Below are 12276 nucleotides of genomic sequence, written 5' to 3'. Positions count from 1 at the left end.
TTACAAGGGGATGTTGTCATGCTTCTTCCACGGGTTCTGCAGCTCCTTGTGGCGCAGCATGTTGAGTGCGCGGGCGACGCGCTTGCGGGTCGAATGCGGCATGATCACCTCGTCGAGGAAACCACGCTCGGCCGAAACAAAGGGATTGGCGAACCGCGTCTCATATTCCTTGACCCGCGCCTTGATCTTCTCCGGCTCGCCAAGCTCTTGACGATAGATGATCTCGGCCGCGCCCTTGGAGCCCATCACCGCGATCTCGGCGGTCGGCCAGGCATAGTTCACGTCACCGCGGATATGCTTCGAGGCCATGACGACATAAGCGCCGCCATAGGCCTTGCGGGTGATGATGGTGATCTTCGGCACCGTCGCCTCGGCATAGGCGAAAAGCAGCTTGGCGCCGTGCTTGATGAGGCCGCCATATTCCTGGGCGGTGCCCGGCAGGAAGCCCGGCACATCGACGAAGGTGACGATCGGGATGTTGAAGCAGTCGCAGAAGCGCACGAAACGCGCCGCCTTGCGCCCGGCATCGGAATCGAGCGTGCCCGCCAGCACCAAGGGCTGGTTGGCGACGACGCCGACGGTGCGGCCTTCCATACGCGCGAAGCCGGTGATGATGTTGCGCGCGAAGGATTCCTGGATCTCGAAAAAATCGCCTTCGTCGACGACCTTGAGGATCAGCTCCTTCATGTCATAGGGCTGGTTCGGGTTGCGCGGGATGAGCGTGTCGAGCGACATGTCGATGCGCTCGCCGTCATCGAAGCTCGGCAGCTCCGGGAGCGGCGCGGTGTTGGAAGACGGCAGGAAGTCGATGAAGCGGCGCATCTGGAGCAGCGCCTCGACATCATTGTCAAAGGCCTTGTCGGCGATCGAGGAGCGCGTGGTGTGGACCGAGGCGCCGCCCAGCTCTTCCGCCGTCACCGTTTCGTTGGTGACCGTCTTCACCACGTCGGGGCCGGTCACGAACATGTAGCTCGTGTCGCGCACCATGAAGATGAAGTCGGTCATCGCCGGTGAATAGACGTCGCCGCCGGCGCAAGGCCCCATGATCACCGAAATCTGCGGGATGACGCCGGAAGACAGCACATTGCGCTGGAACACTTCACCATAGCCGCCGAGCGCCGCGACGCCCTCCTGGATGCGGGCGCCGCCGGCATCGAAGAGGCCGATGATCGGGGCGCGGTTCTGCACCGCCATGTCCTGGATCTTGGTGATCTTGCGGGCATGGGCTTCCGACAGCGAGCCGCCGAAAACGGTAAAATCCTTGGCGAAGACATAGACGACGCGGCCATTGACGGTGCCCCAGCCGGTGACGACGCCGTCGCCCGGGATCTTCGACTTCTCCATGCCGAAATCGGTGCAGCGGTGCTCGACGAACATGTCGAACTCCTCGAAGGAGCCGGGATCGAGAAGCAGATCGATGCGCTCGCGCGCGGTCAGCTTGCCGCGGCCATGCTGCGCCTCGATACGCTTCGTGCCGCCGCCCAGCCGGGCATTCGAGCGGCGCTCTTCCAGCTTCTCAAGAATATGCTGCATCAGGTCCCCTACCCTCTATGATTTCTTCGGTTCGTTCAGTGTGAAAGCTCGCAGAAGCGCAGGCAAGTGTCGAACTCGCGCTTGCGGTAGTCCCGGCGATGACGCGCTTCCTCGTCCCAGCCCCATTGCTCGATCTGGTAGTCCTCATCGACATGGGCGGCGAGCCAGGCCTCGGCGGGTAGAATCCCCTTCTCGCAGGCCATGGCCGAGAGGAGCGCCGACCCGGTGAGCGTCGTCAGATTGTGGAGCGCGGTGAGCGCCCAGGGGCTTTTGGTCGCGAGGAAGTCACGCAAGGCCGCCAGCGAGGCTTCAGGCTGGGCGACGTGGAGGATGCCCTCGGTCGCCTGGAATTCGCCTTGAAAGGTTTCACGCGCCCAGTCGAGCACCGGCTGCCAGATGCGCGCCTGGCGCTCCACCAGATCCGGCGGAGTGGCGGCGCGGTAGCAGACGAGATCGGAGCCACCGAAATCGACGATCTCGCCGATGATGCGGTCTCTGTCGGTCGCCACCCGGTCGAGCGCGGTATTGGCGAGCTTGGTGAAGGGCATCGTGTGGGGTTGGATCTTTTCGGCTTGCGCTTCCCATTCAGCGGCGAGCGCTTCGGCCAGAGCCTTGGTGGGAAGATCGAGCGGGCGCTTCAGCGGTGTGCGCAAGGTTCGCTCATCAAGGGCGATGGCGAAGGGCGCCGCCGTTCCGGTGACCGCGACCTGCTTATAAAAACGGCGGGCCGGGCCTGTCGTCATGCCGCTCTGTCCTGCCAAAATGAGCCAAGAGTTTCTTCCAGCTCATTGAAATCATTGACCATCGCATGCGGCTTGGCGCGCTCCAGCACGGCTTTGGGCTGGAAACCCCAGCTCACCGCGGCAACCTTGACGCCGGCGGCATGGGCCATCTCGATGTCGAAGAGCGCGTCGCCGATCATCACCGTATCCTGAGGCGCTGCACCCGTCTCGGCCATGGCCTGCAGGATCATGCCGGGATGCGGCTTGGACGGCGCGTCGTCAGAGGTCTGAATGGTGCTGAAGACACCTTCGAGCCCGAACTGGTCGATGATGTGGCGGACACCGCGCTGCGACTTGCCGGTGGCGATGCCGATCAACACGTCGTCGCGTGCCTTGAGCCGGCGCAACAAATCGAGGGCGCCGTCGAAGGGCACTTCCGGGAAAGATCCGTCGGTCCGATAGGTCCAGAAGGCCTGCTTGTAGGACTGCGCCAGGCTCTCATGATGTTCCGCGCCGTCGTCAGGCCGGAGCACGGCCATGGCCTTGACCAGCGACAATCCGACGACCCCGAGCAACGCGCTGCGGGGCGGCAACGGCACCCCGGTCACCGTGAAGGCCTTGGTGAACGAGGCCAGGATCATGGCTTGGCTGTCCATCAGCGTGCCGTCGACGTCGAACAATGCGAGCTTCATTTCCGGTTCTTCTCCTGTGGGCCTTCGTCATAGCGCTGCGGGTCGAAGCCGAACAGAGCCCAGGTCTCCAGCATGTGGGGCGGCAGAGGTGCCGTAACGTCCACCGTGCCGCCGCGCGGATGCGGGAAGACGATCCGGCGGGCATGCAGATGCAGGCGGTTGGGAATGGCCGCCGGCAGGTCCTTGTCGCCCTCATATTTGTCGTCGCCGAGGATCGGGTGACCGATATGGGCCATGTGCGCGCGCAGCTGATGCTGGCGGCCGGTCGAGGGCTTGAGCGACATCCAGGCGATGACGGGCGCCGCCTTGTCGATGACGCTGTAATGGGTGACGGCGCGCTGCGCCTCCTCCTCGTCTTCCGCAGCGGCGCGCACCCGGTCGCCATCGGGTCCAGCCGCCTTGATGAGCGCGATGTCGATCTTGCCCTGGGGCGGCTTGGGAACGCCTTTGACGCCTGCCCAATAGATCTTGCGCACGGTACGCGTCGCGAAGAGCTTGCCGAGCGAAGCAGCGACGGCGCGCCGCTTGGCGATGACCAGGACACCCGAAGTCTCGCGGTCGAGGCGATGGATGAGACGCGGGCGCTCGCCCAGCTCGGCGCCGAGCCCGATCAACAGACCGTCGACATGGCGGTGGGTCTTGGTGCCGCCCTGGACCGCGAGGCCGGCCGGCTTGTTGAGGACATAGATATCCTTGTCCTCATGAATGATCATGCTCTGGAAGAGCTTCTTCTCTTCCTTGGAAAGAGGCTTTGCCTCCGCTTCGGGCGCATCGGCGGGACGCGACTCGAAAGCGAGCGGCGGCACGCGGACTTCCTGGCCCTCCGCGAGCCGGGCATTGGGCTTCACCCGCTTGCCGGCGACACGTAGCTGGCCGGTACGGGCGAGCTTGTTCAGATAGGCGAAGGTCACTTGCGGAAAATGGATGCGGAACCAGCGGTCGAGCCGCATGCCGTCCTCATCCTTCACCACGCGGCGATGTACGACCTCGCTCATGCGAAGGCCTTGGCCAGGGCCAGGCCGGCAAAGATCGCGACGAGCGACAGGACGACCGAACCCAACGCATAGGCGCCGGCGAGCAGATAGGCCTTGCGCTCGACCAATAGCGCGAAATCGAGCGAGAAGGCCGAGAAGGTCGTGTAGCCGCCGAGTATGCCGGTGGTCAGAAAGGCGCGCATCTCGTTGGATACGTTCCAGCGCAGCGCCATCAGCGAGACCAGGAGCCCCATCACGAAGGAGCCCGATATGTTGATCAGCATCGTGTGCCACGGGAAACCGTCACCGGCGATCCGGCCGATGAACATGTTCATGAAGTGCCGCAATGTGGCGCCCATGGCGCCTCCCACCGCGATCCACAGCGTCAGCGCCATGGCTCAATCCAACGGCAGCAGGAAGTAAGTCTTGCGCACCGTCTCGATCACATTCCAGGTGCCGCGTGTATGGGCCGGGAAATAAACCGCATCGCCGGCCGCGATCTCGAGCACGGTGCCGTCCTCGTGATGGAACTCGCAGCGGCCTTTCACGAAGTGAGCGAATTCGGCGTTCTTGACGGCGCGTTTCCATTTGCCGGGCGTGCATTCCCACACACCGGCATCGGGGCCTTCGCGCCAGTCCTTGGAGCGGATCATCGCGACCGGCTCGCCCTGCGGCTCATTGGCCTTGAACGGCTCGCCCAATTCCGCCGAAGCGACGCGGTCCGAGCCTTTGATGAGAGTGAGCTTGTTCATAGCCAGCCTTTACGTTTGAAATAGATGTAGGGAAGGATCGCCGACAGCACCATCAGCCCGAGGGCGAAGGGATAACCCAGGATCCATTTGAGCTCCGGCATGACATCGAAGTTCATGCCGTAGATGCTGGCGACCAGAGTGGGCGGCAGGAACACCACGGCAGCGACCGAGAATATCTTGATGATGCCGTTCTGCTCGATAGAGATCATGCCCAGCACCGCATCGAGCAGGAAGGCGATCTTGCCCGAGAGGAAGCTCGCATGATCGGTCAGCGAAATGATGTCGCGCTGCAGGATCTTGATGCGGCCGCGATGGTCCTTCATCTCGCGCGTCTGCTTGTTGGGCTCGATGGCCGCCGTCATGAAGGCGGCGAGCCGGCCGATCGACACGAGGCTTTCGCGCATCTTCGAATTGAAGTCGCCTTCCTCGCCGATCTTCTCCAGAAGCTCCTGCAGATTGGGCGCCTTCTTGCGGACGCGGCGGTTGCGCGAATGGCGGTCGGAATCGAAGATCCGGCGCGACGTCTCATCGACGATGGTGCCGACGCGCTCGAGATGATCGGCGGCGCGGTCGACCACCGCTTCGAGCAGGCTGATCAGAACGCCCCAGCCCGATGTCGAGGTCGTCTGCGGCTTCATCGCGCGGCGCACATAGACCGGAAAGGCCTGCGGGTGATGGTAGCGGATGGTGACGAGCAGGTCGTCCTTGATGATGAAGGTGACGGGCGAGGATTCCGGGCGGTCGTTCTCGCCGCGGCGGATGAGATTGGCGGTCATGAAGAAGGCGCCGTCCTCGGCATAGAGCCGGCTCGACGCCTCGATCTCGGCCAGTTCCTCGCGGGTCGGGATGTCGATGCCGAGCCCCTCCTCCACGGCGGCTTCCTCCGTGTGGGTCGGCTCGACCAGATCGATCCAGACTGTGCCCGGCGGAATGACCGGCTTGTCCGACTGAGGAAACTCGGTCAGGCAGCCATTGGCAGTACCATAAGCAACCAGCATAATCGGTCCCCTGCCATGTTCAGGTGCTCCAGTCCAGAACGACCTTGCCGCAGGAACCCTGCTTCATCAAGGCGAAGCCTTGGGCGAAATCGGTCGCCTTCATGCGATGGGTGATGACCTTGCGGATATCGAGGCCCGATTGCAGCATGGCGATCATCTTGTACCAGGTCTCGAACATCTCGCGGCCATAGATGCCCTTGATGGTAAGCGACTTGAAGATGACCGAATTCCAGTCGACCGGCGTCTTGCCCGACGGAATGCCGAGCATGGCGATCTTGCCGCCCACGATCATATGCTCGACCATCTGGTCGAAGGCCTTGGGGGCGCCCGACATTTCGAGCCCGATATCGAAACCCTCGCGCATGCCGATGCGCTCCATGACGGCGCGCAGGTCCTCGCGCGAGACATTGACGGTCACGACGTCGGCCACGTCCTGGCAGAGATCGAGACGGTAGTCATTGATGTCGGTGACCACCACATGGCGGGCGCCGACGTGACGGCAGACCGCCGCCGCCATGATGCCGATGGGGCCCGCGCCGGTGATCAGCACGTCCTCGCCGACGAGGTCGAAGGACAGCGCCGTATGGACGGCATTGCCGAGGGGGTCGAGGATCGAGGCGATCTCGTCGTCGACCTCGGGCGGCAGATGGATGGCGTTGAAGGCGGGGATCTTGAGATATTCGGCGAAAGCGCCCGGCACATTGACGCCGACGCCCTTGGTCTCGGGGTCGAGGTGGAAATGGCCGGCCCTTGCCATGCGGCTTTTCATGCCGATGAGATGGCCCTCGCCCGATACCCGGTCGCCGACCTTGACGGTGCGGACATGGCTGCCGATCGCCTCGACGACACCGGCGAACTCATGGCCGACCACCATGGGGACCGGAATGGTCTTCTGGGCCCATTCGTCCCATTTCCAGATATGCAGGTCGGTGCCGCAGATGCCGGTCTTGCGGACCTTGATCAGAATGTCGTCCGAGCCGATCTCCGGGACCGGCTCGTCCCGCATGACCAGGCCTTCCGCTTTCTCCGCCTTAACCAAAGCTCGCATCAGATCACCCCGAGTTCCTGGCCCACTTCCGTAAATGCCGCGGCGGCCTTGTCAATATCCTGCGGCGTGTGGGCGGCCGACATCTGGGTGCGGATGCGGGCCGACCCTTGCGGCACCACCGGATAGAAGAAGCCGGTGACATAGATGCCGCGCTCATAGAGCTTCGCCGCCATGTCCTGGGCGAGCTTGGCCTCACCCAGCATCACCGGGATGATCGGGTGCTCGCCCGGCAGCAGGTTGAAGCCGGATTTGCTCATGGCGATGCGGAAACGCCGCGCATTGTCGAAGAGCCCGTTGCGCAGCTCGTCGCCACGCCTGGCCATGGCGATCGCCTGGATGGCGGCGCCGACGATGGGCGGCGGCAGGGAATTGGAAAAGAGATAGGGCCTGGAGCGCTGGCGCAGCAGATCGACGATCGGCTTGGCCGCCGCGACGAAGCCGCCGGCCGAGCCGCCCAGTGCCTTGCCGAGCGTGCCGGTGATGATGTCGACGCTGACGCCGGCGCGCGCCGGCGTGCCGCGCCCCTGCGGGCCGATGAAACCGGTGGCGTGGCAGTCGTCCACCATGATCATGGCGTCATGGGCGTCGGCGAGCTTCCTGATCTGGCCGAGCTTGGCGAGGTAACCGTCCATCGAGAAGACGCCGTCGGTGACGATGATCACCCGGCGCGCGCCTTCCGCACGGGCCGCCTTCAGCTGGGCGTCGAGGTCGTTCATGTCGCCATTGCGGTAGCGGAAGCGCTTGGCCTTGGAGAGGCGGACGCCGTCGATGATGGACGCATGGTTCAGGCTGTCGGAGACGATCGCGTCCTCCGCCCCGAACAAGGGCTCGAACACACCACCATTGGCGTCGAAACACGCGGCATAAAGTATGCAGTCTTCCTGCTGCACATAATCGGCGATCTTGGCTTCGAGCTCGCGATGAAGATCGGTGGTGCCACAGATGAAGCGTACCGAGGCCATGCCGAGACCATGGGTCTCCATGGCGGCCTTGGCCGCCTCGATCAGTGCCGGATGATCGGCAAGGCCCAGATAGTTGTTGGCGCAGAAATTGAGCACCTCATGGCGCACACCGTCGCGTATGACCTTGATATGCCCGTCCTGGGGCGAGACGATCGGCCGCTCGGTCTTCCACAGAGATTGCGCCTTGATGGCTTCAAGTTCGGCGGCGATATCGGCAAGTACGGACATCAGGCACTCCTCAGCAACACAAGCCCCCGGCAGGGATTAATCAGGCTAGCACCCCCGTCCCTTAGGAACAGGTGAACACTTTTGCAAATATGTCAGTGCAGCTATGCTGACTTTGGCAAGGTGGCGCAATCGAAATGACCCGGCATTACAGCTCATTCCCCGACAGTCTCCGGTACAAATGCGCGAGCTGCGAAGAGATCCATTCGGGCCTGCCTGATATTACCTTTGCATCGCCGGCCTATTGGAAAGACGGTCTCGACCCGGAAACCTCGCGTCTCACATCCGATCTTTGCAAAATCGAAGACGAGGATTTCTTCCTGCGCTGCCTTTTGGAGATTCCCATCCGCGAAACCAATGTTTCTCTCGGCTGGGGCGTATGGAGCAGCGTAAGCCGTGCGAATTTCGACCTCTATGTCGCGGAGTATGACTCGGACAATCCATCGGGGCCGTTTTTCGGCTGGTTCTCCAACAGCCTGCCCGGCTATGCCGAAACGCTCAGTCTCAAATGCTCGCTCCAGCCGCAGAATTCGGGCTTGCGCCCGATCCTTGAACTGGAACCTGCTGACCATCAGCTCGCAATCGACCAGCGCGACGGCATCACGGTCGAAAGAGCTCTCGAATTCATCGAGCTTTGCGGACTCCGTGTACTGAGCGTCTAGACTCTACATGTGAATGACGCGGCCATAAGCGTCGAGCACGCTTTCATGCATCATCTCGGAAAGCGTGGGATGCGGGAAGACCGAGTGAATCAGCTCTTCTTCCGTCGTCTCGAGGCTCATGGCGATGACGAAGCCCTGGATCAGCTCGGTCACCTCGGCGCCGACCATATGGGCGCCCAAAAGCTGGCCGGTCTTGGCATCGAAGATCGTCTTGATGAGGCCCTGGTCCTCGCCGAGCGCGATGGCCTTGCCATTGGCAAGGAACGGGAAGCGGCCGATCTTGACCTCGTGGCCGGCGGCTTTCGCCTTCGCTTCGGTGAGGCCGACGGAAGCGACCTGCGGGTGGCAATAGGTGCAGCCCGGAATCTTGTTCTTGTCCATCGGATGGGCATCGAGGCCCTTGATCTTCTCGACGCAGATGACGCCCTCATGCTCGGCCTTGTGGGCCAGCATCGGCGGGCCGGCGACGTCGCCGATCGCATAGAGGCCGGGCACATTGGTGCGGCCATAGCCATCGATGACGATGCAGCCTTTCTCGGTCTTCACGCCCAAGGCCTCGAGGCCGAGATTTTCGATATTGCCGACGACGCCAACGGCGGAGATCACCCGGTCGACGGTGAGGTCGCTCTTGGCCCCACCCTGCTCGATCGTCGCGGTCACGGCATTGTCCGACTTCTTCAGCGCCGTCACCTTGGCGCCGGTCTTGATCTTGAGGCCGCGCTTCTCGAGCTGCTTCTGGGCGATCTTGGCGATTTCGGCATCTTCGACCGGCATGATCTGGTCGACGATCTCGACCACCGTCACATCGACGCCCATCGCCTGATAGAAGGAGGCGAATTCGATGCCGATGGCGCCAGAGCCTACGACCAGGAGCGACTTCGGCATTTCCGGCGGTACCATCGCCTCGAAATAGGTCCACACCAGCTTACCGTCAGGCTCGAGGCCCGGCAGCACGCGCGGCCGGGCGCCGGTCGCGATGATAACATGCTTGGCCTTGTAGGTGCCGGCCCCGATCGTGCCGCGCGGCGGCGTATGCTGCGGCTGCATCGGCGCCTTGGTGGTGTTGGCGACGATCACCTCGCCGGCCTTGCCGAGCTTCGCTTCGCCCCAGATCACTTGCACCTTGTTCTTCTTGAGAAGACCGCCGACACCCATATTGAGACGGCCCGACACGGCACGCGAGCGTTGCACCACCGCCTTGGCGTCGAAGCCGACATTGTCGGCGGAGAGGCCGTAATCCTTGGCATGCTGCATGTAGTGATAGATCTCGGCCGAGCGCAGCAGCGCCTTGGTCGGGATGCAGCCCCAGTTGAGGCAGATGCCGCCCAGATGCTCGCGCTCGACGATCGCCGTCTTGAAGCCGAGCTGCGCCGCGCGGATGGCGGTCACATAGCCGCCGGGGCCTGAGCCGATGATGATGATGTCGAATTCCGTATCGGCCATGGGGCCCTCCTCACAAACTCAGAATGCCTTTCACCACCGGCACGAGGCCCGTGCCAATGGCGCGCGTATTGGCGGCGTCGAGATGGACGCCGTCGGTTGGATCAGCCTTGGCGACGCTCGCGGCGTCGAAGAAATGACAGTCGGTCTCGCCGGCGAGCTTCGCATATTGGACACCGAGCAACTTCGATTCGGCGATGGCGTGCTCGAAATAGCCGGCAAAGTCCTCATTCTCGGTCTTGCCGAGATGCGGCGGCGCCATCAGCAGGATATGCGGCACGACGCAGCCGGGCTTGTAGGCATAGCTACGGACGATCTCGACGAGCCGCGCCATGCCGAGACGCGCCTCGAGCGCGCGCTGGCGGCCTTCCCATTTGAGGTCGTTGGTGCCGAGCATGATGATCACGAGATCGAGCGGCTGATGGGTCGAGAGCGCGATCGGCAGCGCCACCGCGCCGCTGCGGTTCTCGAAGACATAAGGATCGTCATGCACCGTCATGCGGCCGTTCTGGCCTTCCTCGATAACGCGCGCCTTGCCGCCAAGCCCCGCCGCCAGGACATTCGGCCAACGATCCTCGAAGTCATGCCGCGTCCAGACGCCGGCCTTGAAGCCCCAGGTGAGCGAGTCGCCGAAAGCGAGGATGTGCTTCATGTAGCCTCGTCACATTTTTTCATGCCGGCTCGAACAGATACAACCGCATCAAACGCCGTCTGCTCTCTTATGGTTCGCTCCCCAGGAGATTTCTTCTCCGCGACTTTGAACTCCGACGACTGCTCATTCTCCTTCAGCCACTTCGAGAATGCGTTGCAGACTTCTTCCTTGAGCTCCTTTTCCGAGGGGCGATCCCACGAGAACAGCTCGGCCGAACCGAAAGCTGCAGCCGTCAACACTGATACTGACCCGATGACGACAGCCCGCCTCATCTCACGCCATCATCAGCGCCGGTTCTTCGATGAGCACCTTGAAGGCCTGGAGCAACTGGGCACCGAGCGCGCCGTCGACGGCGCGGTGATCGACCGAGAGGGTGCACATCATCTGGGTGCGGATCTCGATCTTGTCGCCGACCACGGCCGGCTTCTTCTCGCCGGCGCCGACCGCGAGGATCGTCGCATGCGGTGGGTTGATCACGGCGGAGAAATTCTCGATGCCATACATGCCGAGATTGGAAACGGCGGTGGTGCCGCCCTGATATTCCTGTGGTGCGAGGCGGCGCTTCCTGGCGCGTGCCGCGAGATCCTTCATCTCGAGCGAGATCGCCGACAGAGTCTTGGTCTCGGCTTTGCGGATGATCGGCGTGAACAACCCGCCCTCGATCGCCACCGCGACGCCGACATCGGAATGCTTGTGCTTCAGCATGCCGCCTTCGGTCCAGGTCGCATTGGCGTCGGGCACACGCTGCAGCGCCAGCGCCAGCGCTTTGATGACGAAGTCGTTGACCGACAGTTTCCAGGCCGGGTTCTTCTCCTTGTCACGCGGCGCGTGGGCGTTGAGGCGCTCGCGCACGCCGAGGAGATTCTCCAGATCGCAGGAAATGGTCAGATAGAAATGCGGAATGGTCTGCTTGGCCTGCATGAGGCGCGAGGCGATGACTTTGCGCATGCCGTCATGCGGCACGACCTCGAAGGAGCCCGGCTCAAAGAGCTTGACGATCGCCTCGTCGGCCATCGGCGCGGCCAGTTGAGTGGGCGCGCCTGCAGCGGCGGCCGCGGTCGGCGCCTTGGTGCCCGGCTTGGCGTTCTCGACGTCCTTGAGCACGACACGGCCATGCGGCCCCGAGCCTTGCAGTGCGGCGAGGTCGATGCCTTTGTCCTTGGCGATGCGGCGCGCCAGGGGCGAGGCAAAAACGCGTCCGCCGGCTTGGCCGTTGGCCTTGGCGGCTGGTGCCGGAGCTTGCGGCTTCGCGGCCGGAGCAGCGGCGGCGGCGTCAGCTTTCGCCGGCGGCGCGGCGGCCGGTGCCGCGGCAGCGGGCTTCGGCGCGGCGGGCGCCGGTGCGGCACCTGCCTTGATGTCGGAGGCTTGCTCGCCCTCGCCCAGAAGTACGGCGATAGGCGTGTTCACTGCAACTTCGTCGGTGCCTTCAGCGATCAGGATCTTGCCGACGATGCCTTCATCGACGGCTTCGACTTCCATCGTCGCCTTGTCGGTCTCGATCTCGGCGAGGATGTCGCCGGACTTCACCGTATCACCTTCCTTCTTGAGCCACTTGGCGAGCTTGCCTTTTTCCATCGTCGGCGACAGAGCGGGCATCAGGATATTGGTGGGCATCA

The 12276-nt window shown here is 63.2% G+C and carries 14 protein-coding genes; 1 reads left to right on the top strand and 13 read right to left on the bottom strand.

The window, feature by feature from the left end; all coding sequences use genetic code 11:
• The 9 genes from JHL16_RS09280 to kbl are packed head-to-tail and all read right to left on the bottom strand — an operon-like array spanning window position 1 to window position 7909.
• Window positions 1–1533, bottom strand: coding sequence for an acyl-CoA carboxylase subunit beta (locus tag JHL16_RS09280; protein WP_200184554.1), 1533 nt, complete (start codon window positions 1531–1533; stop codon window positions 1–3).
• 35 nt (window positions 1534–1568) lie between these two features.
• Window positions 1569–2276, bottom strand: coding sequence for an ATP12 family chaperone protein (locus tag JHL16_RS09275; RefSeq protein WP_200184553.1), 708 nt, complete (start codon window positions 2274–2276; stop codon window positions 1569–1571).
• Window positions 2273–2947, bottom strand: a complete 675-nt coding sequence (locus tag JHL16_RS09270) for an HAD-IA family hydrolase (protein ID WP_200184552.1) — start codon at window positions 2945–2947, stop codon at window positions 2273–2275. The genes JHL16_RS09275 and JHL16_RS09270 overlap by 4 nt, the downstream gene beginning before the upstream one ends.
• Window positions 2944–3942 carry an RluA family pseudouridine synthase gene (locus JHL16_RS09265; protein WP_200184551.1) on the bottom strand — a complete coding sequence of 333 codons (999 nt, stop codon included), beginning with the start codon at window positions 3940–3942 and terminating at the stop codon, window positions 2944–2946. The genes JHL16_RS09270 and JHL16_RS09265 overlap by 4 nt, the downstream gene beginning before the upstream one ends.
• Window positions 3939–4316, bottom strand: a complete 378-nt coding sequence (gene crcB, locus JHL16_RS09260) for a fluoride efflux transporter CrcB (RefSeq protein ID WP_200184550.1) — start codon at window positions 4314–4316, stop codon at window positions 3939–3941. Before crcB ends, JHL16_RS09265 begins: the two co-directional genes overlap by 4 nt.
• A 3-nt stretch (window positions 4317–4319) precedes the next feature.
• Entirely contained in the window at window positions 4320–4673 is a 354-nt protein-coding gene (locus JHL16_RS09255) for a cupin domain-containing protein (protein ID WP_200184549.1), read from the bottom strand.
• Window positions 4670–5671, bottom strand: a complete 1002-nt coding sequence (gene corA / locus JHL16_RS09250; RefSeq protein ID WP_137855009.1) for a magnesium/cobalt transporter CorA — start codon at window positions 5669–5671, stop codon at window positions 4670–4672. The genes JHL16_RS09255 and corA overlap by 4 nt, the downstream gene beginning before the upstream one ends.
• Before the next feature lie 19 nt (window positions 5672–5690).
• A complete protein-coding gene (tdh, locus tag JHL16_RS09245; protein ID WP_200184548.1) occupies window positions 5691–6719 on the bottom strand; it encodes an L-threonine 3-dehydrogenase in 1029 nt (342 codons plus the stop codon).
• Window positions 6719–7909, bottom strand: coding sequence for a glycine C-acetyltransferase (kbl, locus tag JHL16_RS09240; protein WP_200184547.1), 1191 nt, complete (start codon window positions 7907–7909; stop codon window positions 6719–6721). Before kbl ends, tdh begins: the two co-directional genes overlap by 1 nt.
• Before the next feature lie 134 nt (window positions 7910–8043).
• On the opposite strand from kbl, the gene JHL16_RS09235 reads away from it, so the two are divergent.
• Entirely contained in the window at window positions 8044–8568 is a 525-nt protein-coding gene (locus JHL16_RS09235) for a DUF2199 domain-containing protein (RefSeq protein WP_200184546.1), read from the top strand.
• A gap of 3 nt (window positions 8569–8571) precedes the next feature.
• Here JHL16_RS09235 and lpdA read toward each other — a convergent pair whose 3' ends face one another.
• From lpdA to JHL16_RS09215, 4 genes are read right to left on the bottom strand one after another with little or no spacing between them, the layout of a single operon-like run.
• Window positions 8572–10011: a dihydrolipoyl dehydrogenase gene (gene lpdA / locus JHL16_RS09230; protein ID WP_200184545.1), complete on the bottom strand. Its 1440-nt coding sequence runs from the start codon at window positions 10009–10011 to the stop codon at window positions 8572–8574.
• A gap of 10 nt (window positions 10012–10021) precedes the next feature.
• Window positions 10022–10660: an SGNH/GDSL hydrolase family protein gene (locus tag JHL16_RS09225; protein WP_200184544.1), complete on the bottom strand. Its 639-nt coding sequence runs from the start codon at window positions 10658–10660 to the stop codon at window positions 10022–10024.
• On the bottom strand, window positions 10657–10932 hold the full coding sequence (locus tag JHL16_RS09220; RefSeq protein WP_200184543.1) for a hypothetical protein: 276 nt from the start codon (window positions 10930–10932) through the stop codon (window positions 10657–10659). The genes JHL16_RS09225 and JHL16_RS09220 overlap by 4 nt, the downstream gene beginning before the upstream one ends.
• Window position 10933: 1 nt before the next feature.
• Window positions 10934–12274 (bottom strand): pyruvate dehydrogenase complex dihydrolipoamide acetyltransferase, encoded by a 1341-nt coding sequence (locus tag JHL16_RS09215; protein WP_200184542.1) that lies wholly within the window; start codon window positions 12272–12274, stop codon window positions 10934–10936.
• Window positions 12275–12276 lie beyond the last annotated feature (2 nt).

It is taken from the genome of Taklimakanibacter albus (genome assembly GCF_016595235.1).
Lineage (GTDB): Bacteria > Pseudomonadota > Alphaproteobacteria > Rhizobiales > Aestuariivirgaceae > Taklimakanibacter > Taklimakanibacter albus.
The sequence above is the reverse complement of the archived record's forward strand: the minus strand, read 5'-3'. Positions and strand labels throughout refer to the sequence as shown.

Excerpts from the sequence above, each read along its gene's own strand:
- tdh (WP_200184548.1), bottom strand. The coding sequence starts at position 6,719 with ATGCGAGCTTTGGTTAAGGCGGAGAAAGCGGAAGGCCTGGTCATGCGG.
- corA (WP_137855009.1), bottom strand. The coding sequence starts at position 5,671 with ATGCTGGTTGCTTATGGTACTGCCAATGGCTGCCTGACCGAGTTTCCT.
- JHL16_RS09280 (WP_200184554.1), bottom strand. The coding sequence starts at position 1,533 with ATGCAGCATATTCTTGAGAAGCTGGAAGAGCGCCGCTCGAATGCCCGG.
- JHL16_RS09255 (WP_200184549.1), bottom strand. The coding sequence starts at position 4,673 with ATGAACAAGCTCACTCTCATCAAAGGCTCGGACCGCGTCGCTTCGGCG.
- JHL16_RS09265 (WP_200184551.1), bottom strand. The coding sequence starts at position 3,942 with ATGAGCGAGGTCGTACATCGCCGCGTGGTGAAGGATGAGGACGGCATG.
- kbl (WP_200184547.1), bottom strand. The coding sequence starts at position 7,909 with ATGTCCGTACTTGCCGATATCGCCGCCGAACTTGAAGCCATCAAGGCG.
- JHL16_RS09225 (WP_200184544.1), bottom strand. The coding sequence starts at position 10,660 with ATGAAGCACATCCTCGCTTTCGGCGACTCGCTCACCTGGGGCTTCAAG.
- crcB (WP_200184550.1), bottom strand. The coding sequence starts at position 4,316 with ATGGCGCTGACGCTGTGGATCGCGGTGGGAGGCGCCATGGGCGCCACA.
- JHL16_RS09215 (WP_200184542.1), bottom strand. The coding sequence starts at position 12,274 with ATGCCCACCAATATCCTGATGCCCGCTCTGTCGCCGACGATGGAAAAA.
- JHL16_RS09220 (WP_200184543.1), bottom strand. The coding sequence starts at position 10,932 with ATGAGGCGGGCTGTCGTCATCGGGTCAGTATCAGTGTTGACGGCTGCA.
- JHL16_RS09235 (WP_200184546.1), top strand. The coding sequence starts at position 8,044 with ATGACCCGGCATTACAGCTCATTCCCCGACAGTCTCCGGTACAAATGC.
- lpdA (WP_200184545.1), bottom strand. The coding sequence starts at position 10,011 with ATGGCCGATACGGAATTCGACATCATCATCATCGGCTCAGGCCCCGGC.
- JHL16_RS09275 (WP_200184553.1), bottom strand. The coding sequence starts at position 2,276 with ATGACGACAGGCCCGGCCCGCCGTTTTTATAAGCAGGTCGCGGTCACC.
- JHL16_RS09270 (WP_200184552.1), bottom strand. The coding sequence starts at position 2,947 with ATGAAGCTCGCATTGTTCGACGTCGACGGCACGCTGATGGACAGCCAA.